This is a genomic window from Microbulbifer agarilyticus S89, from assembly GCF_000220505.1.
GTDB classification, from domain to species: Bacteria; Pseudomonadota; Gammaproteobacteria; order Pseudomonadales; family Cellvibrionaceae; genus Microbulbifer; species Microbulbifer agarilyticus_B.
In genome coordinates this window covers 15,397-36,686 of sequence record NZ_AFPJ01000052.1, presented here as the reverse complement: position 1 = coordinate 36,686, position 21,290 = coordinate 15,397, and the positions used below count along the sequence as shown (strand labels likewise).

Annotated in this window: 19 protein-coding genes; 17 read left to right on the top strand and 2 right to left on the bottom strand. The window is 52.5% G+C overall.

Features of this window, described 5'->3' with window-relative positions; translation table 11 throughout:
- The 17 genes from AS89_RS0115350 to AS89_RS0115270 all read left to right on the top strand — a co-directional run bounded on the left by AS89_RS0115350 (position 1) and on the right by AS89_RS0115270 (position 19,647).
- Entirely contained in the window at positions 1-1,290 is a 1,290-nt protein-coding gene (locus AS89_RS0115350) for a hypothetical protein (protein WP_138976422.1), read from the top strand.
- Positions 1,274-2,509, top strand: coding sequence for an O-antigen ligase family protein (locus AS89_RS0115345; protein WP_010133606.1), 1,236 nt, complete (start codon positions 1,274-1,276; stop codon positions 2,507-2,509). The genes AS89_RS0115350 and AS89_RS0115345 overlap by 17 nt, the downstream gene beginning before the upstream one ends.
- A 36-nt stretch (positions 2,510-2,545) precedes the next feature.
- On the top strand, positions 2,546-3,160 hold the full coding sequence (locus tag AS89_RS17870; RefSeq protein ID WP_033230646.1) for a sulfotransferase family 2 domain-containing protein: 615 nt from the start codon (positions 2,546-2,548) through the stop codon (positions 3,158-3,160).
- A gap of 46 nt (positions 3,161-3,206) precedes the next feature.
- Positions 3,207-4,340: a glycosyltransferase family 4 protein gene (locus AS89_RS0115335; protein WP_033230645.1), complete on the top strand. Its 1,134-nt coding sequence runs from the start codon at positions 3,207-3,209 to the stop codon at positions 4,338-4,340.
- Positions 4,321-5,604: a WcaI family glycosyltransferase gene (locus tag AS89_RS0115330; RefSeq protein WP_029250082.1), complete on the top strand. Its 1,284-nt coding sequence runs from the start codon at positions 4,321-4,323 to the stop codon at positions 5,602-5,604. The genes AS89_RS0115335 and AS89_RS0115330 overlap by 20 nt, the downstream gene beginning before the upstream one ends.
- Positions 5,594-6,736 (top strand): GDP-mannose 4,6-dehydratase, encoded by a 1,143-nt coding sequence (gene gmd, locus AS89_RS0115325; protein ID WP_010133602.1) that lies wholly within the window; start codon positions 5,594-5,596, stop codon positions 6,734-6,736. Before AS89_RS0115330 ends, gmd begins: the two co-directional genes overlap by 11 nt.
- Positions 6,737-6,744: 8 nt before the next feature.
- On the top strand, positions 6,745-7,713 hold the full coding sequence (gene fcl / locus AS89_RS0115320; RefSeq protein ID WP_010133601.1) for a GDP-L-fucose synthase: 969 nt from the start codon (positions 6,745-6,747) through the stop codon (positions 7,711-7,713).
- Positions 7,714-7,720: 7 nt separating this feature from the next.
- Positions 7,721-8,200, top strand: a complete 480-nt coding sequence (locus tag AS89_RS0115315; protein ID WP_010133600.1) for a GDP-mannose mannosyl hydrolase — start codon at positions 7,721-7,723, stop codon at positions 8,198-8,200.
- 36 nt (positions 8,201-8,236) lie between these two features.
- Positions 8,237-9,652: a mannose-1-phosphate guanylyltransferase/mannose-6-phosphate isomerase gene (locus AS89_RS0115310; protein ID WP_010133599.1), complete on the top strand. Its 1,416-nt coding sequence runs from the start codon at positions 8,237-8,239 to the stop codon at positions 9,650-9,652.
- Between the two features lie 134 nt (positions 9,653-9,786).
- Positions 9,787-10,149 carry a hypothetical protein gene (locus AS89_RS0115305; RefSeq protein WP_010133598.1) on the top strand — a complete coding sequence of 121 codons (363 nt, stop codon included), beginning with the start codon at positions 9,787-9,789 and terminating at the stop codon, positions 10,147-10,149.
- Positions 10,150-10,424: 275 nt separating this feature from the next.
- Entirely contained in the window at positions 10,425-11,861 is a 1,437-nt protein-coding gene (locus tag AS89_RS0115300; RefSeq protein WP_010133597.1) for an undecaprenyl-phosphate glucose phosphotransferase, read from the top strand.
- Between the two features lie 218 nt (positions 11,862-12,079).
- The gene (locus tag AS89_RS0115295) at positions 12,080-13,279 is read left to right on the top strand and encodes an outer membrane beta-barrel protein (protein WP_010133596.1); all 1,200 of its coding nucleotides are present in this window, start codon (positions 12,080-12,082) and stop codon (positions 13,277-13,279) included.
- 43 nt (positions 13,280-13,322) lie between these two features.
- Positions 13,323-13,889 (top strand): polysaccharide biosynthesis/export family protein, encoded by a 567-nt coding sequence (locus AS89_RS0115290; protein ID WP_100169413.1) that lies wholly within the window; start codon positions 13,323-13,325, stop codon positions 13,887-13,889.
- A gap of 13 nt (positions 13,890-13,902) precedes the next feature.
- Positions 13,903-16,179, top strand: coding sequence for a GumC family protein (locus AS89_RS0115285; RefSeq protein WP_010133594.1), 2,277 nt, complete (start codon positions 13,903-13,905; stop codon positions 16,177-16,179).
- On the top strand, positions 16,176-16,913 hold the full coding sequence (locus AS89_RS0115280; RefSeq protein ID WP_010133593.1) for a tyrosine-protein phosphatase: 738 nt from the start codon (positions 16,176-16,178) through the stop codon (positions 16,911-16,913). The genes AS89_RS0115285 and AS89_RS0115280 overlap by 4 nt, the downstream gene beginning before the upstream one ends.
- A 19-nt stretch (positions 16,914-16,932) precedes the next feature.
- Positions 16,933-17,703 (top strand): VpsP family polysaccharide biosynthesis protein, encoded by a 771-nt coding sequence (locus AS89_RS18315; RefSeq protein WP_010133592.1) that lies wholly within the window; start codon positions 16,933-16,935, stop codon positions 17,701-17,703.
- A gap of 99 nt (positions 17,704-17,802) precedes the next feature.
- A complete protein-coding gene (locus AS89_RS0115270; protein WP_010133591.1) occupies positions 17,803-19,647 on the top strand; it encodes a DEAD/DEAH box helicase in 1,845 nt (614 codons plus the stop codon).
- Positions 19,648-19,716: 69 nt separating this feature from the next.
- Here AS89_RS0115270 and AS89_RS0115265 read toward each other — a convergent pair whose 3' ends face one another.
- Complete coding sequence (locus AS89_RS0115265; protein WP_010133590.1) at positions 19,717-20,265, bottom strand: cytochrome b; 549 nt, start codon at positions 20,263-20,265, stop codon at positions 19,717-19,719.
- Positions 20,266-20,284: 19 nt separating this feature from the next.
- On the bottom strand, positions 20,285-21,223 hold the full coding sequence (locus AS89_RS0115260; RefSeq protein WP_010133589.1) for a LysR family transcriptional regulator: 939 nt from the start codon (positions 21,221-21,223) through the stop codon (positions 20,285-20,287).
- Positions 21,224-21,290: the final 67 nt, after the last annotated feature.

Here is a 21,290-nt window from a genome sequence, read left to right as displayed (position 1 = left end):
GTGGCAAAGTTTTATCGTTCCCTTGGTGCCTCAGTGCTAACAAGTGCCTTGATGCTAATTGATCGCGTAGTGATGACTTTTTTACCGCTAGTTTTCTGGGGGGCGGAAGTTGCAGCGACGTGGATTATTTTGCGGGCCTGGATGTTTTTATTGATGTCCGCAGAAGGTGGCCGTGCGGGTAGACTTTCATATTTACTATCTGGGTTTGTAAAGGGTGGGGAGAGCTCCGAAGCTTCAAAGTGTCTTTATCAAAATTATCAAAAGAAACTTTTTGTTTGGGCAGTATTTGTTTTCACAGCCAATTTAATGTTGATATATGCTTTAACTAGGCAGGGTGTTGATTTATTTGGAGTGGTACCAGCGGAGCATCTTTCTGAGCTAATTTTGGTGGCATTATATTCTTCTATTTACTATCAGTCCCAACTTGGGGTTTATGGCTTGAGAGGACTAGGTGAGGTTTATTATGGTCAAATGCTGGTAAATTTAGCAAAGCTTATTGAAGTCGCTGCATTAATAGCGCTTCCAGTGCTCGGGTATGGGATCATGGGGTGCCTAATAGTAATTACGCTACTTAGGTTGGCGACAGCCCTTTATATTAACTTCATTTTATTGAATGAGCTCTCTCTTCTACAAAAAATGATTCCGGGTACTGAATCGGATTCTTATAAAAATCGTGGCCAAGGGTTTTTGATGACTATCGGATATTTTTTGTATCCTTTATATCCAGCGGCTTACAATCTTGTCACGATGGCTTCAGTGTCCACATTTATGACTCCGATGGCAGTTGTTCAGTTTTCTATCAATCGGCTGTTTGGGCGACTTATCTTTCAGGCTTCACAAACTGTATCCCGTATATTGTGGCCAGAACTGTTGCGGGCTGACGGTAGTGAACAGCACTCAAATCTCTCGCAAAATGTTTTAAAAGCCTTTTTGGCGTTATCAGTGGGCACGTTCGTTTTAGTTTTGCTTGTTTCATATTTCTTGGATGGTTTAATTGTCGAAGGCGTCAGATTTAATGCTTACCTGGCCGTTCTGCTTTGTTTGGCCTCGCTGTTAGGGGCTTTAAATGACATCCTCAATTCTATATTGATTTCTACTGAGAAGCATGTGATTCCTTTAGTTGCAAGATTTTCCGGATTGACTGGGGTGTTCTTTAGTGTATTCACCTTTGAAAACCTTACACTGGTAATGATCGCCAAATCACTGATTTTTTACGAGCTATTCTCACTTTTAGCTATATCTATATACAGATTGAAGCTGAGCGGAGCCTACAGTGCTAAAGACGCGTAAGCTAATAATTAATTTCGATGTGCGATCTTTGGTAGTGCTGGGCTTAGTGCTAATGCAATTAAGTGTATTGGTAGAGGCTGCACATGGGGTGCACGGGAAGTACCTTTTTCTAGGCTTTGGTGCTCTTTCGATAGGGCTTGGCATTTTTTTTGTCGTGTTGAAGCTGGGTTTAACCAAAGAAATGGCTCGAAGTCTAATAATTTTTGTGCTTTTGTTTTTTCCCCTGGAAATTATTATCGCTCTGCGGCAGCCTGACCAACAATCAGGTGTGATGATCATTTTCCGTTTCATATGTTATGCCCTAATCGCGACGGGATACATGCTTGGTAGAGTGAGATTCGAAAAAACAAAATCATCGGAATTTATATACAATATAGTTATTCCTATTTCTGTCTTGCTGGCAGGATTAATTTACTTTAAATCATTAAATAGTGTTGCGTATTTTGCAAGAGGTAGGATTACCGCGGGTGATGATATTTCATCCGTTGGCCTATCATTCAGTATGTGTCTATTAGGGGCAATCTGTCTTAGTCAGGCGATTACGCGAGCAGGGCTATTTTCCAAAGCGCTTCATCTTTTAGCTGCCATGTCTGTATTACCTGCTGTGATTATTAGTGCTAGTAGAGGGGGACTTTTAGCCTATTTTGTTACAGCGGTTTTGATATTGGGAGTGCACGGGTACTGTAACCGCAGGAATCACGGAAACCTATTGGTCTATTTTATTGTTGCCTTTATTACTTTAGCTTTACTGAGCTTGTTAATTGTACAAAATGACTTGATTAGGGAGCAGTTCCTAAATCTCATGGATCGATTTTTTCGTCTTTCAGGTGGAGATGATCAGTCGACAACTGCGCGAGGTATGATAGTTTCTCACTATTTTCAGTATTTCTGGGATTTCATGTTTTGGGGTTATCCAGGTTACCAGGGGCCATATCCTCATAACTTACTACTCGATCTGTTTATCAGGTTTGGTCTGTATGGATTGGCAATTGCCGGCTTTGTTTATTTTAGAGCCTTTCTCGTTATTGTAAATTTGAAGAAAATAGTTTGTGACCCGGTTTTAGCACTTATATCTGCGGCGGTTATTTTTAGCTTTCTTAATGCTCAAATTTCTATGACGTCGGAATTTTTACGTTTTTTTTGGTTCGGTCTGGCTTATCTTGTTGCGAATTATAAAAAGTCTAAGTTCAGTATGTCTAACTCTACAGTTTTATCCTAATTATATTAATATATTCGATTTTTCAGGTGTTAGAAGATGTTAATTTCGAAAGAAAAGAATTTTCTATTCTTCCATGTATATAAGGTTGCAGGGACGAGTATTCGTGAAGTATTACGGCCTTATTGCTCTTTTAGGCAGGTTGCCCTACAAAACTTAAATTATGCCACTTCAATTTTTGGGGTAAAGCTTCCGTCGGCACCAATAAACAACTTTCATCCCAATTTGCGAGATGTTCGTGATTACATGGGAGACCTATTTTATAGTTACTATCGCTTTTCTTTTGTTAGGCATCCACTGGATTGGCAAAAATCACTTTATTTTTTCATGCGAAAAAATCGTAGGCATCATCAGCACAATATCGTAGAGGGCAAGTCCTTTGAAGAGTATCTTAAATGGCGTATCAATGAAGATCGACATTTGATGATAGACTTGATTTCCGACAACAATGGCGATGTTTTAGTCAATGATATCTACCGTTTTGAAGAGATTGATTCAGAATTTCGAAGGCTCTGCGCTCGAATAAATATTAACGCATCTCTTCCGCATAAGAACTTAGCAGGCTTTGGAAATAGGGTGGAGGTTAGCCCTGAGACGCTTTACGAATTTAAGCAGGCGTTTTCTAGGGATTATGAGTTTTTTGGTTATTCCTAAGCTTCAAGATTTTCTGATCAGGCTTTAATAGGTTTTATTTTTTAATATGAGAATTGCATGTGTGCAGGTGGTGTGCCCTACTTATAAGCTTAGCTTGTTTAAAAAGCTTGCCGATATTTATGGTGTGGACTTCTATATTGGGGACAAGAATAATACCTCGGTCGCCCCTAATGCTAAGGACTTGTCTTTTGCCAAAGGTCGACTCAAGAACTATTTTTTTAAAGTTTTTGGTGTTGATTTCTTGTTTCAGCGTGGGTTTTCGATCGCGAAAATAAAGTCATATGATTTGATCATAATCCCCATAAGCGTTCCATTTTTCCTCAATTATAAAATAATTTTTTGGTCTTGGGTTTTTGGGGTTAAAGTTGGAATGTATGGAATGGGGGTCAATTATCAAAGGCGTTTTTCTGGTGTTTCCGGAGTTCTGGAATGGCTCCGCGGTTTTCTATATAAAGTGACATCGTTTTCAATAGTTTATACAGAGGAAATAAAAAAAACACTTGTTTCTGATTATGGTTTGGACGAAAAAAAAATATTTGTTGCCTCAAATACATTGGACGTCGATAGTATTATTAATCAAAAAGTAGATCGTGAGGCGTTTAGGTATTCCTTGGGTCTAAAATCTGGGACCCTATTGATTTCATATGTTGGGAGGCTTTCGAGACAAAAACGGCCTGATTTGCTCATTCGTGCAGTGAGAATTCTCAGAGAGAGGGGGCTTAATTCCAAAGTTGTTTTCGTTGGGGATGGTGACGAGAGAAAAAGGTTGTTAGAAATTGCTGATGGAGACAGCGACTTTATTTTTCTTGGTCAGAAGTCAGAACAGTACGCCACAAATGTATTGAAGTCATCAGATTTTTCTGTCATGCCTGGGATGACCGGGCTTGCTGTTGTTCATTCATTTGCCTGCAAAACAGTATATATAACTACTCAGAGTGATCTTCATTCGCCTGAATTCAGTTACATTGTGAATCGGAAGAATGGATTTGTGGTCGAGCAAAATGCTAATTCTATCGCTGAAATGATCGAGTACTTGGTGGGCAATTCAAACATTAAGCTAGGCGTCGAGAAAGCTGCTTATGAATTTGCAAGGCATAGTTTATGTTTAGAACTCCAGCTCTATGGTTTTGAGTGTGCACTGCGATCAGTCGGAGGGCATCATGAAAACGCTTCTTTATAGCCTAAATTTTAGTCCGGAGATGACAGGGATTGGAAAATATAATGGTGAGCTAGTAAATTATCTTTCTCAAGGGTACTCAGCGGTTTCAGTAATTACAGCGCCTCCATATTATCCAGAGTGGAATAGGCGCAGTGGCTTTTCAAATTGGTGGACAGTGGAGACTTCCGGTAATTTTTTTGTATATCGTTGCCCTCTTTACGTCCCGACAGAAGTCACTACTATCAAGCGACTCCTGCACCTTCTTAGTTTTTCAGTCTCTTCTGCACTAAGACTATCGACACTACTAAAGTTAAAGCCTGATGTGCTTATATTGTTGCAGCCTTCACTTTTTTGTGCACCGATGGCACTACTTTATGCCCGTTTGACTGGGGCAAAGGCTGTTTTGCATATTCAGGACTATGAAGTGGATGCCATGTTTGGCTTGCTGCGAGCTGGTTCAAATGCTGCGGGCCAGGATAACCCTGGGTTATTCAGAAAGCTTGTGGGTTCGGTAGAATCTTGGCTCTTACGTCGTTTTGATATGGTCTCTTCTATCTCGAACAGTATGGTGGAGCGTGCAGCGCAAAAGGGGGTTGTCCCGGAGCGTTTACGTCTCTTTCCGAACTGGAGTGATACTGAGTTTGTCGCACCTGATGTAGACGGGGCGGACATTCGTCGCGCCTGGGGCTATACCGATAAAGACAAGGTTGTTCTCTATTCAGGCAATATCGGTGAGAAGCAAGGCCTGGAGATTGTGCTCGAAGCAGCGCAAGCGTTTGCCGATCGCCCACGGGTAAAGTTTTTGCTGATTGGTGCCGGTGCGTTTTCTGAACAGTTGCAGAGGATGGCTGTTGGTCAAGGATTGAACAACGTTGCGTTTAAGCCCCTGCAGCCTTGGGAGGATGTTCCCAAGGTCTTGGCAATGGCAGATGTACACCTGGTTGTACAAAAAGTAGGCGCGGCGGATGCGGTACTGCCATCGAAGTTGACCAATATCCTCTCCGCTGGCGGTCATGCGTTAGTAACTGCTGAAAAATCTACAGAACTTGGTAAGATCGCTGATCGCCATCCGGGTATCTACGAGTTGGTCGATCCAGAAAATACAAAAGCGTTTATTGGGGGGTTGGAGCGGTGTCTTGCCAGAGATACTACCCGGCCGAATATGGTTGCGCGTAACTACGCGTGTGAATTTTTAAATAAAGACAAAATCATTAATCGGTTCGTTGCGGATTTGCAGGAGCTGGTGGAGTCTAAGCAAAGTAAGGTATGTAGCAATGAATGCTAATTCGATTGCAGCGAATGGTAAAGTAGCACTCATTACCGGGATTACGGGGCAGGACGGTTCTTATTTGGCCGAATTCCTGCTGGAAAAGGGTTACGAAGTCCATGGCATCAAGCGCCGCGCGTCTTCTTTCAATACCGACCGTATTGATCATATTTATCAGGATCCGCACGAGCGTAACCCACGCCTCAAGCTGCATTACGGGGATCTGTCCGACACCTCTAATCTAACGCGTATCCTGCGTGAGGTGCAGCCAGACGAAGTGTATAACCTGGGTGCCCAGAGCCACGTTGCCGTTTCTTTCGAGTCTCCGGAATACACCGCAGATGTGGATGCCATGGGCACCCTGCGTTTGCTGGAGGCGATCCGCTTCCTGGGCCTGGAAAAGAAGACTCGCTTCTATCAAGCCTCTACCTCGGAGCTTTATGGCCTGGTGCAGGAAATTCCGCAGAAGGAAACCACCCCATTCCACCCGCGTTCGCCCTACGCCGTGGCGAAAATGTACGCCTACTGGATTACTGTGAACTACCGTGAGTCTTACGGTATGTATGCGTGTAACGGTATTCTGTTTAACCACGAATCCCCCCGCCGCGGTGAAACCTTTGTTACCCGCAAGATTACCCGCGGGCTTTCCAATATAGCCCAGGGCCTGGAGCAGTGCCTGTTTATGGGCAACATGGACGCGCTGCGCGACTGGGGCCACGCTAAAGACTACGTGCGCATGCAGTGGATGATGCTGCAGCAAGAGCAGGCCGAAGACTTTGTGATTGCTACCGGCAAGCAAATCTCCGTGCGTGAGTTCATCCGTATGAGTGCTGCAGAGCTTGGTATCAAGCTTGCGTTTACCGGTAAGGGCGAGTCTGAGATCGGCACGGTTGTAGCGGTTGAGGGTGACAAAGCGCCGGCAGTTGATGTGGGCGATGTGATCGTGAAGGTTGACCCGCGCTATTTCCGCCCGGCTGAGGTAGAGACCCTGCTGGGTGACCCTGCCAAGGCCAAAGAAAAACTGGGTTGGGTACCGGAAATCACCGTGGAAGAAATGTGCTCCGAGATGGTTGAGTACGATCTCGACCAGGCCAAACGTCATGCGCTGCTCAAGGAGCACGGCTTCGACGTCAACGTTGCGACGGAGTAACCTACGTCATGACCGTGAAGAAAAGAGTATTCGTTGCCGGCCACCGCGGGATGGTTGGCTCGGCGATTGTACGTCAGCTGGAGAATAACCCGGCGATTGAGCTGGTGATGCGCACCCGCGCAGAGCTGGATCTGGTAAGTCAGCAAGCCGTTGCAGACTTTTTTGCCCAAAAAAATATTGATCAGGTGTACCTCGCCGCGGCAAAGGTGGGTGGCATTGTTGCGAACAATACCTACCCGGCCGAGTTCATTTATGAAAACCTGATGATCGAGTGCAACATCATTCAGGCGGCGCACGCGGCGGGTGTGCAGGAGTTGTTGTTCCTGGGCTCATCCTGCATCTATCCGAAGCTTGCGGAACAGCCCATGAGTGAATCGGCACTGCTGACTGGCACACTGGAGCCCACCAACGAGCCCTATGCCATCGCCAAGATTGCCGGTATCAAGTTGTGTGAGTCATACAATCGCCAGTACGGGCGGGATTACCGCAGCGTCATGCCGACCAATCTGTACGGTGAAAATGACAACTTTCACCCGCAGAATTCTCATGTGATTCCCGCGCTGATGCGCCGCTTCCATGAGGCTAAACTTGCTGGTGATAAGGAAGTCGTGGTGTGGGGCAGTGGTAAGCCCATGCGTGAATTCCTGTATGTGGATGATATGGCGGCAGCCAGCGTGCATGTGATGAATTTGCCAAAGGAGCAATATGTCTCATGCACCGAGCCCATGCTTTCCCACATTAACGTGGGCACCGGTGAGGATTGCACCATTCGCGAGCTTGCAGAAACCATGGCGAAAGTGGTGGGTTTTGAAGGCGCCATCAACTTTGACGCAAGCAAGCCCGATGGCGCGCCGCGCAAGCTAATGAATGTGAGCCGTCTCGCTGATCTGGGTTGGCGCTATTCGGTAAGCTTGGAACAGGGCCTGGCCAGCACTTACCAGTGGTTCCTGGAGCATCAGTCGGATTTCCGGGGATAAACCCGGGATGTCTAACAAGCTGCCCCTCGATACCTTTGAAACCGTGGTGTCTTCGACACCACTGGTTTCTATTGACTTGCTGGTGCGCAATGCGCGCGGCGAAGTGCTGCTGGGTGAGCGCCTGAACCGCCCGGCACAAGGCTATTGGTTTGTGCCCGGTGGCCGGATCGTGAAAGATGAATCGATGGCGCAGGCCTTTGCGCGTTTGACGAAAGAGGAACTGGGAATCTCCGTACCTCTTGCACAGGCAGAATTCCTGGGGCCGTTCGAGCACTTTTATCGCGATAGCTTTTTTGGTGCCGAGCCTGAAACAGCGGTATCCACCCATTATGTGGTGCTGGGTTACGCGCTAACGCTCGACCTAGAAATCTCCGAACTGCCAGACCAGCAACACGGCCGCTACCGCTGGTGGGGTGAAGAGCAGCTGCTGTCTGACCCTGCTGTGCACAAGCATTCAAAGTGGTACTTGGACGCAAGTGCCGAGTAACAAAACGAATACGAATTTTAAGAATTGAAGAGCAAGATGATTTTACCCGTAATTATGGCCGGTGGATCCGGTACACGCTTGTGGCCGCTTTCGCGTAAATTGTTTCCCAAGCAGTTTCTGCCGCTCACCGATGACGCGAGCATGCTACAGAATACCTGCACGCGCTTGGTCGGCCTGGATGCACAACCGCCGATGCTGATTTGTGGTGATGATCATCGCTTTATTGTCGCTGAGCAGCTGCGCGAGGTGGGTGAGGCGCACAGTGGCATCTTGTTGGAGCCTGCAGGTCGCAATACTGCACCGGCCGTTGCTTTGGCGGCGCTGCGCGCGGTAGCGGGAGGCAAGGAAGACCCGCTGTTACTGGTATTGGCTGCAGACCACGCCATTAAGGATGTTGCCGCCTTCCAGGCCGCAGTTAACCAGGCGATCCCACGGGCCGAGGCAGGCAAGCTGGTGACCTTTGGTATTGTGCCAACCGCACCGGAAACCGGCTATGGCTATATCCGCAAGGCGGCGGCTGTGGACGAGGCGGCAACGGCTTTTGCAGTAGAACAGTTTGTGGAAAAGCCAGATCTGGCTACCGCCGAGCAATATCTGAGCTCCGGCGAGTTTTGTTGGAATAGTGGCCTGTTCATGTTCCGCGCCAGCCGTTATATCGAAGAGCTTGCGAAGTTCCGCCCAGATATTCTGGAGGCCTGTGAAAAGGCTATGCAGGGCGCTACCTTCGATGTGGACTTTGTGCGCCCCGCCAGCGATGCCTTCCTGGCTTGTGCCGATGAATCCATCGACTATGCGGTAATGGAGCACACCCGCGATGCGGTCGTAGTACCGATGGATTGCGGTTGGAACGATGTGGGTTCCTGGTCTGCGCTGTGGGAAGTGTCCGATAAAGATGAGAATGGCAATACGGCAAAAGGCGATGTCATTCTGCAAGACAGCCGCAACTGCTTCGTACAGAGCGACAGCAAGCTGATTGCTACCGTGGGGCTCGACAATGTCGTGGTCGTGGAAAGTGACGATGCCATCCTCGTCGCGGCGAAAGACCGCGTGCAGGACATCAAGAAAGTGGTGGAAAAGCTGAAGGCGGAGAACCGCTCGGAAGCGCAACTCCACCGCAAGGTCTACCGCCCCTGGGGCTACTACGACTCCGTAGATTACGGCGAGCGTTTCCAGGTGAAGCGTATTGTGGTCAACCCTGGTGCGCAGCTCAGCCTACAAATGCACCACCACCGTGCGGAGCACTGGATTGTGGTGTCTGGTACCGCCAACGTTACCTGCGGCGAGAAGGAATTCCTGGTAACGGAAAACCAGAGTACGTATATCCCGCTGGGTGAAGTACACCGCTTGGACAACCCCGGCACTATCCCGCTGGAACTGATCGAGGTGCAGTCCGGTTCTTACTTGGGTGAAGACGATATCGTTCGTCTGGAAGACCGCTACGCGCGTACCTGATTAAGTCTTTTCTAGCCCCGAATAACCCCGGTGTAACACACTGGGGTTATTTTTTTGGCTTATTTTTTGGGCCTAGTTAAGTCGCATGGTGACCGATTTAGGCTCTAAAGTGCTATAGGGCGCGTTGAGCACCTATGATAAAACTAAGCCGCATCTATATTGCCGCCCGGCTGTTGTTCGTGTTGGTTTTTCTCGCCGCACTATTCGCGGGTATAAAGTCCAAACCCGTACCTCAGGTTGTGCCTCATTTTGATCTTATATTGCACTGCGGTGTGTTTGCCGTACTGGCAGTGCTTTGGGTATTTTCCGTATCGGCAACAAAGTGGCTGTGGGGGCTGTTTGGTTTGCTGGTGTTTGGCGCTGGCCTGGAGCTTTGGCAGGGGTGGATGATGCCCGCACGTACAGCTTCACAGGTGGATATGGCGGCTAATGGCGCAGGAGTGATATTGGGTGGCTCCTTTGCGGTGATCTTGGCTCGTTTCTTGCCTCACCGTTAATGCACTTAATTTATGCGTGTTGTTTTTTATTTGATCGGCACTCGGTGTTTTTGGGACATAGTTACGCCTAATGTTTGACGTGTGTCACAAATGTGGCATGATCTTGCTCCAAATATAGAGGCCCGGACTTGGGCCCGCTTAGGGGCTTCCGCGTATTGCAGGCGCGGTTGCAGGGAAGTGAAAAGGAAGAAATCGGCTAGCGCGGTTTTCAAAAATTACCGCGGTGAACTGATTTTGGAGTGCGCGCCGTACTGTCGCGCTCTTGGGGAGTCGTTATGGGGGAAGGGGTAGTAAAACAGGGATGGATTCGTAGCCACCAATCCGGTTTGGCTGCGCTGTACCGGTTGCTGGACGCAATGCTTATTCTCGGTACGCTGTTCGCCTGTTGTCAGTTTTTTGGGGTTGCGGTCAGTAAGGACTGGGTAATTGCCGGTCTGGTGGCCGCGGTGAGCTTTGCCTTTATGGCGGAGTCTCTTAATCTTTACCGTTCCTGGCGGGCAGACAGTTACCTGCATATGTTTGGCATTACCGCGATCTCTTGGTTGGCGGTGTGTGTGCTGCTGTTACTGGTCTCCTATTTCACCAAAACCGGTCATACTTTTTCCCGTTTGGTGGTGGGCAGCTGGTTTGCTTCGACACTGGCGCTGCTCAGCGTCTGGCGTTTTGTCTTCCGTCAGTTTCTGTTTTACCTGCGCTCACACGATCACAATACCCGTTCTGCGGTAGTGATCGGCGTAACCGATTCCGGGCTGCGCCTTGCCCGGGATATTGCCCGCGAGCCCCAGCTGGGTATTCGTGTAAAAGGCTTTTATCGGGTACCAGAGTCTGATGCCTGTGGCCAGGTAGTTGGACCGCAGCTGGGGCAGACCGGCAATGTGCCTGTTGAAGGTGATGTGGCGCAGGCGGTAGCGGCGGCCAAGGCCGGTGAGTTGGACTTGGTATATATCGCGTTGCCAATGCGCGAAGAGTTGCGCATTGCAGAAATCCTGCAGGCATTCGCGGATACCACCGCCACGGTACATGTCGCTACAGATCTGTTTGTGAATAACCTGTTGCACGCCCGTTTTTACCAGGTGGGCAGTACCAGCCTGCTGAGTGTGCATGACACACCCATTGAGGGTATCAACAGCTGGCTGAAGCGCATGGAAGACCTGGTGCTCTCTTCCCTGATTCTGCTGCTGGTTTCTCCGCTGATGCTGGTAATTGCCGCAGCGGTAAAGCTTACCTCCAAAGGCCCGGTGATCTTCAAGCAGCACCGCTACGGGCTGGATGGCCGCCCCATTAAGGTATGGAAGTTCCGTTCCATGACCACGCAGGATAATGGCGGTGAAGTGGTGCAAGCCAAGAAGAATGATACCCGCATTACACCGGTGGGCGCTTTCCTGCGCCGTACTTCCCTGGATGAGTTACCGCAGTTTATTAATGTACTACAGGGCCGTATGAGTATTGTTGGCCCGCGCCCGCACGCGGTGGCGCACAACGAGGAATATCGGGCCATTGTTAAGGGCTACATGCTGCGCCACAAAGTAAAGCCCGGTATTACCGGTTGGGCACAAGTAAATGGCTGGCGCGGCGAAACGGATACCGTTGAAAAAATGAGCAAGCGTGTGGAGCACGACCTGCAATATATCCGCCACTGGTCTTTGTGGTTGGATATCAGAATTGTTTGGATGACGCTGTTTCGCGGGTTTGTGGGCACTAACGCCTACTAAGTTTTTTCGGGTGAGCATAATCGTTACGCGAAGCCCGTAGTGGTAGCCATCCGATTGTGCTAATGTTCGGCGCTTTATGTGAGAACTGTCACATTTTTGCGGGGTTTCCGCAGCTTTTGGGAAGCGGCATGGGGTATCGGCCGTTTGGGGATGTGAGGCTGTCGGCCTATTGGCCGGGGCTCCTCGGGAAATAATTTTAAGACCATTGGAAAGGAAAAATGACCAAGCTTAATTTGTCTGCGGCGGTAATGATGATCACCAGCCTGGGGGCGGGCACTGCATTGGCTCAGTCGGAAGCGGCAGCGGTGAATATGGGTAACGGCGTGTACTTCACACCTACCCTGAACATCGACATGCAGCACGATGATAACGTTACTCTGGCTAATGAGGCGCCGATCGAGAGTATGGTCGCAGTCATTAACCCGAATTTCATGCTATCCGCAGACGACGGTGTTTCCTCTTATATGGCGAACTACGCACTGGTGCGTGGTGAGTATTTTAGTAGTGATGACGACAACTACACCGACCACTACCTGACCGGCGAAGCAGGTTGGGAGCTGGACGTACGTAACCGTCTCGAGCTGTCTGCCAGCTTTACCGATGGCCACGAAGGCCGCGGTACCGGTTTTTCTCAGGGGGCGGGCAACCTACAGCCTGAGCCGGATCGCTTCCAGAGCACCGATGCCAACGCGACTTACGTGTTTGGTGCGGCTTCTGCCAAGGGCCAGCTGACCATGCAACTTGGTACTGCTGACCTGGATTACGAAGGTGGCCTGCGCACCGCTAGTCGCGACCGTGGCACCGATTACGGTTCTTTTGCATTTAATTACAACGCCGGTGGCAAGACCAAACTGCTGGCGGAAGTGAGTCGTCGCGAGCTTGGCTATGAGTACACGGCGGAAAATGCCGAAACCCTCGACAGCACCGAGATGCGTTATCAGGTGGGTGTGACCTGGGAAGGTACCGCGAAAACCACCGGTACCGTAAAGGTCGGTCTGCGCACCAAGAATTTTGATAGCGGTGAGCGTAAAGACTACACCGGCCCAAGCTGGGAAGCTGGTATCCGTTGGACCCCGAAAGAGTACAGCGCGTTTGATTTCACCTCTGCCCGTCGCAGTGATGAAACCAGCGGTGTGGGTAACTTCATTGATGTGGAAAACTATGCGGTAAGCTGGCACCACGTGTGGATGGAGCGTCTTACCAGCCAGGTAACCTTTGATCACTCCATCAACGACTACCAGGGCCAGAACGTAGACCGTGTAGAAGATGTAAATATGGGCACCCTGCGCTTCAACTATCAGATGCAGCGTTGGCTGGCCTTCAATGCCGGTTTCACCCGCACGGACAAGGAAGCCACCATTGACGCATTCGAATACGGCAAGAATCTGCTGTTCTTCGGTCTGCAGGCGTCCCTGTAATCGCCACTGATTTAGAAAAAAAGTTTATTTGATCGGTAATTTTATGGGTATTTTTACCTCTTTCCCGCAGCGCGTTTTACGCGCTGCCTTTGTGTTTGCAACCTGCATATTCTCTGCAGCCACCGTGGCGGCAGCCAGTGCGGCTGGAGCGGGGGACTACCAGCTGGGCTCTGGGGACAAGATCCAGATCAGCGTCTACGGGGAAGAGGACCTGACCCTGGAAACTACCCTGAGCGACAGCGGTGTAATCAATTACCCGTTCCTGGGTGAGCTGGAAGTGGTGGGCCTGACGGTATCTGGCCTGGAAGGCTTGATCGTTAAAGGACTAAAGCCGGATTACCTGATCAACCCGAACGTGCATGTGTCCATTTTGGAATACCGACCCTTCTTTATTAATGGCGAAGTGGAAAAGCCCGGTGGTTATCCATTCCAGCCGGGCTTGACCATCAGTAAAGCTGGGGCGCTGGCCCAGGGTTTTACCGAGCGCGCTTCCTATAACAAGATTTTCATCATCCGCGGCGACGACGCCACCCAGACGAAAGAAAAGGCAGAGCTGAACACCCTGCTGCGTCCGGGGGATATTGTCACCGTTGAGCAGAGTTTCTTCTGAGGTAGTAGCAAGCATGAACGCACCATCCAACATGGGTAACCTGAACAATCAGGAGCGAATGCTTCAGGAAGAAGTGATCGATCTACGACAGTACTGGCGCATTGTGGACCGTTTTAAGTGGCGTATTGCTGCGCTGTCTATTGCGGTAACTATGCTCACCGCCATGGTGGTCTTCTCCATGACTCCGCGCTACCAGGCCACCGCCACGCTGATGATTGAGGCAGAACAGGCTAAGGCGCTGTCGATTGAAGAAGTCTACGGGCTGGATTCAAGCCGCAAGGAATACTTCCTTACCCAGTTTGAAATCTTAAAGTCCAAGCGCATTGCCGAGCGCGTGGTGGAGCAGATGGCCCTCACCACCCACCCGGAGTTTGACCCGGAACAGCAGAGCAAAGGGTTTAGCCTGCGCGCGATGCTGCCGTTCCTGTCCAGCAATGAAGAGATCCTCACCGAAGAAGAAGCCCGCCAGCTCAAGCTGCAACAGGTGACCGAGGCATTTATCGAGCGCCTGAGCATTTCCCCGGTACGCAATACTCAGCTGGTTAAAATTACCTTTGAATCGGAGTCGCCCAAGCTGGCTGCCAATGTTGCTAACAAGGTGGCCGAGGTTTACATCAATAGCCACCTGGAAGCCAAACTGGAAATGACCCAGCAGGCCACCAGCTGGCTGAACAGCCGCCTGGCAGATTTGCGCGTAAAGCTGGAGCAATCGGAAACCAACCTGCAGGCCTTTCAGGAAGCCGAAGGCCTGGTGGATGTGGAAGGTGTGCGCGGCCTTGCCAGCCAGGAACTGAACGAAATTACGGAGCAGCTACTGGCTGCGCGTAAGGAGCTGAAACAGGCCGCGAGTATTCGCGAGCTGGTGACTGTGCGCGGTTCCGACATCAATGCACTGGCCAGCCTGCCGGAAGTGCTGAACCACAGCGTGATTCAGGACGTGAAGCGCGCAGAAGTGGAAGCTTCCCGTAAGGTGTCGGAGCTTGCTCGCCGCTACGGCCCCAAGCACCCGAAAATGATTGCTGCTAACGATCAGTTGGCCTCGGTGGAATCCAAGCTGCGCAGCGAAGTGCGCCAGCTCGTAGCCGGTATTGAAAGTGAATATCAGGCGGCGCTCACCAACGAGCGCGCCCTGCGCGACGAGCTGAATTCTGCCAAGGGCGAGTATCAGGTTATTTCCCGCAAGGAAACGCGCTATCAGGAACTGAAGCGCGATGTGGATGTAAACCGCCAGCTGTATAACGCCTTCCTGACCCGTTTCCGTGAAACCAGTGAGACTTCTGACTTTGAAGCGGCCAACGCCCGCCTGACCGACCCGGCCATTGCCCCACGCAAGCCGGCCAAGCCGAAGAAGTCGTTGATCGTTGCCCTGGCCATGGTGGTCAGTGCCATGTTGGGTGTGATGCTGGCATTCCTGTTTGAAGCCCTGAATGACGGTGTGCGCAACCCGGACGATGTGGAAAACAAATTGTCCCAGCGCATGATCGGCCTGCTGCCGTGGGTAGAGCACGATAAAGATGCGCGCCTTGGGCTGCGTACCTTCTTCGAGTCCGGCCAGCATCAGTTTTCTGAAGCGGTGCGTACGTTGCGCACGAGCCTGGTACTTTCCCACCTGGAAAAACCGGCCAAGATTATTTCCGTGACCTCTTCCGTACCCGGTGAGGGCAAGACCACCGTGTCGGAAAACCTGGCGTTCTCCCTGGTGCAGATGGAAAAGGTACTGCTAATCGATGCCGACATGCGCCGTCCGTCCGTCGGCAAGGATTTTGGCCTGCCGGTGTACCAACCGGGCCTGTCCAACCTGATTGCTGGCAGCGCCACTTTGCCGGAATGTGTGTACCACGATGAGCAGAGTGGGCTGGATGTGATTCCCGCCGGTGCGGTACCACCGAACCCACAGGAACTGCTGGCGTCGCCGCGTTTTGCTACCCTGTTGCAGGAGCTGGGCGAAACCTACGACCGCATTATTCTGGATACGGCGCCATCACAGGTGGTCAGTGATGCGCTGGTGGTTTCCCGCGTGGCGGATTCCATGCTGTACGTGGTGAAGTCCGACAGCACCCGCCAGAAGGTGATTACCGATGGCCTCGGCCGCCTGTTGCAAGTGGGCGCCAAGTTGGACGGCGTAGTACTGAACCAGGTGGATACCTCTTCCAAGTCCAGCGGTTACGGTGAGTACTACGGCTATTACGGCGGTCGCTACGCTTATGAAAGCGAAATGCCTGCCGACTCAGCGCCAGCAAAAGCCAACAGCAAAGAGCGCGCGAAAGAAGACCGCTTAGAAATCGCATGATCGATCTGCATTGCCATTTGCTCCCGGGTATCGATGACGGTGCCCGGGATCTCGACCAGGCGCTGGTACTCGCCCGCGCCGCGGTTGCCGATGGCATTACCCACATCGTGGCCACCCCACATATTCATTCGGGCCGTTTCCCCAATACGCTTGCGACTATTTCCAAAGCGCACCGCCAGCTTGTGGCGGCGCTGGATACTGCCGAGATCCCGCTGCATGTGGGCATGGCGGCGGAGATTCGCCTGTCGGAAGAAATCCTGAATATGGTGATGCTGAAGCAGGTGCCGTTTTTGGGGGAGTGGGGCGATGAAAAGGTATTGCTGCTGGAGCTGCCGCACAGCCATATCCCTCCAGGTACCGAGCAACTGATTCGCTGGCTGCGCAAGCAGAAGATCCGCCCGATGATTGCCCATCCGGAGCGCAACAAGGACGTGATTCGCGACTTCAATAAGGTGCTGCCACTGGTGCGTGAAGGCTGCCTGTTTCAGGTAACGTCTGGCGCGGTGTGTGGCCACTTCGGTGAGCCGGCGCAGCAGCGTGCCATCGAAATGCTCGAGCAGGATCTGGTGACCATCCTTGCCACCGACGCCCACCACGAGGTGCGCCGCCCACCCATTCTGCAAGCCGGCCGCGTGGCTGCCGCCGAGATTGTTGGCGAAGAGAAAGCCTGGCAGCTGGTGCGCGATAATCCCGGCAAGATTGCGGCGATGCACTTCGCCCTGAATAACGCCTGACACCGGGGCGTCTACTGCAATGAGCCAAGCTTCTTACCCACAGTCGGCCTCTGCCAAGCCTGCATCTGGCGCCCGCCGCCGGCGCCGCTCGCGCAAACGCACTTCTTTATTCGACAAGGTTGCGGCGGTGGTTTGGCCGGCCGAGCGCAGTGTGCCCGCAAAGCTGGGCATCTGGCTGGCAGTGCTTCTTTTATTTGTGATGAGTATTCAGGGCGGCCGCCTAGGTCTGGCCCACCTCGATGTGCTGCGGGTGGAAAACCAGCTGCGCTACTGGCAGAAGCTTGGCAGGGTGGCGTCGCCCGCTTCTGTTGAAGCCGCGCTGGTGGCAATCGCGCGCGCCAACCGTTTACACGCAAGTAACCCCTATCAACTTACCCTGCAGGCCAATGTGCTCGAATGGCGTGCTTACTCCCCTGTGGCCAATGGTGGCCAGGTAGTCGAAGCCGACTACCGAACGGCACTGGCGCTGCACAAGCAGGCCGCCGAACTGCGCCCACTGTGGCCGGATACCTGGGCGGAGATGGCGCAAGCCAAGGTGCGCCTGAACGAATTTGATGCAGAGTTGGAGCAAATCCTCACCCGTGCCGACCAGCTCGGGCCCTACACACCGGCGGTACATCTGGCGGTGATTCAGGCTGGGTTGCCCCATTGGAGCGGGCTTAGCGGAGCACAGCGCGAGCGCTTCGACCGCCATGTGGCGCGCGGTCTCGCCGACCATCGGGTTCGCAAGCATGTGACCGACATGTTCAGGTTCTACGGGCTCGAGCAAAAGCTACCGGTTAAAAAATAAACTGGCCTTCTCGGGCTAAACTGTTAGACTGCGCAGCCTTTTAAAGGCCAATCCGGCCCCTCAAGTACCGGCGTTAGACGCCGCAAGTGATTCCCAAATATGACCGATACCCCCACGGCCACTGGTTTTGACCAGTTAGGCCTGCCCGCTGAAATCCTCGACGCTGTCACCAAACTTGGCTACGAAACCCCATCCCCGATTCAGGCGCAGACGATCCCGTCTCTGCTGGAAGGGCGCGATGTACTGGGCCAGGCACAGACAGGAACGGGCAAAACAGCGGCATTCGCGCTCCCTCTGCTGGCGAGCCTGGACCTGAAGAGCAAACGCCCTCAGGCACTGGTGCTGGCCCCGACCCGAGAACTGGCCATTCAGGTGGCCGAAGCCTGCCAGTCCTACGCGGCTAACCTCAAAGGTTTCCACGTTGCGCCTATTTATGGTGGCGCCGATTACCGCGGCCAGATCCAACAATTGAAGCGCGGTGTGCAGCTGGTAGTGGGCACCCCGGGCCGTGTGATGGACCATATGCGCAAGGGCACCCTGGACCTGTCCAACCTGAAGACCCTGGTCCTCGACGAAGCCGACGAAATGCTGCGCATGGGCTTTATCGACGACGTGGAGTGGGTACTGGAACAGATTCCGGAAGAGCGCCAGATCGCGCTGTTCTCCGCCACCATGCCGCGTGAGATCGCCAAGATTGCCCGCGACCACCTTGATAACCCGGTGGACGTGAAGATCAAGGTCAAGACCGAAACCGCCGAAACCATCCGCCAGCGCTACTGGCCGGTGGGCGGCCTGCACAAGCTGGACGCACTGACCCGAATCCTGGAAGCCGAGCCGGTGGATGCCACCATCATCTTCGTGCGCACCAAGAACACCACTGTGGAGCTGGCCGACAAATTGGCCGCACGCGGTTTTGCCTCCGCCGCCCTGAACGGCGATATGGCGCAGAACCTGCGTGAGCAGGTGATCGACAAGCTGAAGGCGGGCAAGCTGGATATCGTTGTGGCCACCGACGTGGCCGCGCGTGGCCTCGATGTGAAGCGCATCAGCCACGTGATCAACTACGACATTCCTTACGACACCGAAGCTTATATCCACCGTATTGGCCGTACCGGCCGTGCGGGCCGTGAAGGTGATGCGATTCTGTTTGTGGCGCCACGTGAGCGTCGCATGCTGCGTGTTATCGAGCGCGCGACCAAGAAGTCCATCGAGCGTCTGGAGCTGCCGACGGCGAAAGCGGTAAACGCATCGCGCATGGAAAAATTCCGTCAGCGTATTAGCGATACCCTTGCTGGCGACAGCGACATGGCTCCCTTCCGCGACCTGGTGGACCAGTACCTGGCCGACAACGAAGTGGATCCGCTGGATGTGGCTGCGGCCCTGGCGGCCATGGCGCAGGGCGATCAGCCACTGTTGCTGGACGAGCGCGAGCCGAAGCAGCGCGACTTTAATGATCGAGGTGACCGCGACGACCGTCGCCGCGACCGTGATGGCGACCGCAAGCGCGAGCGCAAAGGCAGCTTCGAAAAAGACAAGCGTATGCCGCCGCCGGATGAAGGCAAAGAGCGTTTCCGCATTGATGTGGGTCGCGAGCACGGCGTGCGTCCGGGTAGCGTGGTGGGTGCCATTGCCAACGAAGTAGAGCTGGACAGTTCCTACATTGGCCGCATCGAAATCTACCCGGAATACACCACCGTCGACCTGCCGGAAGGTATGCCGAAAGAGATCTTCCAACACCTGAAAAAGGTGCGGGTAAACGGCCGCCCGATGAACATTGCCAAGTACGACCCGAATGCGGCGGACAGTGGCAAGCCGTTCAAGAAAAGCGGTTCCTTCAAGAAACGCAAGTTTGAAGGTAAGCCGGAAGGCAAACATGGTGGCAAGCACGGTGATAAGCCACACCGCAAGCCTGGCAAGCCAAAGCCGCATCGCGACCGCGACTGATTCTGGCTTTCACAGCGAATAAAAAAGGGCACCATCTGGTGCCCTTTTTCTTTGCCTGCAATATGTCTGTTATTTCACTTTGCCGAACGGCAGCATCTGACGCAGGGTGTTGTCTTTGTTGTACAGGTGATGCCACAGAGCGCCGCCAATGTGTAGTACCAGCAGTACCAGCAGGGCATTCCACAGCAGTTCCTTGTGCAGGAAGGCGAACTGCTTGGCCACATCGATATTTTTCTCAAAGAAGGCCGGCAGGTCGAACAGCCAGAATAGCTTGGTTTCGCGGCCAGCGAACTGGCGCATCATCAGGCCGGTGACCGGCATACCGATAATCAGCACATACATCAGGCTCTGGGTGAGCAGGGAAACCGGCTTTTGGAAGCGGCCCCCATACAGGTTGGGGCGGCCGTGGGTCGCGCGGTAGTACAGACGGAACAGGCCCAGGAACAGCACCGTGAAACCCAGGGAGAAGTGGAGCACCATCCACCAGCCGCGCATATAAGAGCCTTTTTCATACTGCTCATGAAGCTCGACAGAAGCCCAGGCGAACAGGATAAAAAATGCAATCATCCAGTGCAGTGTTTTGAGAGTTTTGCTCCAACTATTGGGTGTGGAGGCCATACATATCCCCTTGTGTGTTTTATTCGTTGTTAATGTTATCGGTCGCGGCAAGTACGCCATTCAGATTGGCGAAGCAGGTATCCCGTGCTGTGGTAAAGAAGTCCGTTAAAAAAGCCTGTTCCAGCATCTCCTCGCGCACCGCAGCGTAGAGTGTACTCCACACCCCGGATTTTCCTAGTCTCAATTGGCTTACCAACCCCTTTTGTAAATATTCGTAAAGCGCCCAGTTGGGCAGCGCGCAAACACCGCGGCCACTGACCACCAGCTGCACCATCATCACAGTGAGTTCGGCGGTGCGTACCGCGGCGGGTTCGATGCCGGCGGGTTCGAGAAACTTCTGGAAAATATCCAGTCGTTCCCGCTCTACCGGGTAGGTGATTTGCACTTCCTCTGCCAGCTCGTGTGCCGTTACTGACTTCTTCTTCGCCAGCGCGTGTTTGCGGCTCACCGCCAGGCACATCTCAAAACTGAACAGTGGCTCGTAGTGGATGCCTTTGAGCGAGGTATCCGGGTTGCTGGTAACTACCAGGTCCAGGTCGCCGCGCACCAGTGCCGGTAGCGGGGCGAAGTGGAATCCGCTGGATAGGTCCAGTTCGACTTCCGGCCAGTCATCCCGGTAGGCATCGAGGGTGGGCATCAGCCATTGGTAACAGCTGTGGCACTCGATCGCGATATTCAGCCGCCCCGCCTGTCCCGATGCCAGCCGCGCCAAGTCTCGTTGTGCCACCGCCACCCGCGGCAACACATCGTCCGCCAGTTGCAACAACCGCAGCCCGGCGCTGGTAAAGCGCAGGGGGCGCGACTTGCGCACAAACAGCGCCTGCGCGTGGCGATCTTCCATCTCGCGGAACAGGTGGGAGAGGGCGGACTGGGTCAGGTGCAGGCGCTCGGATGCACGCACCATGCTGCCGGTGTCCCGCAGTACCGTCAGGGCGCGCAAATGCCTCAGCTCAATCATTCTTAATTTCTATCTTTAGTTAAATTCATGTTTTTGGCGAAAAATATGAAATTGATTGAACATGCTG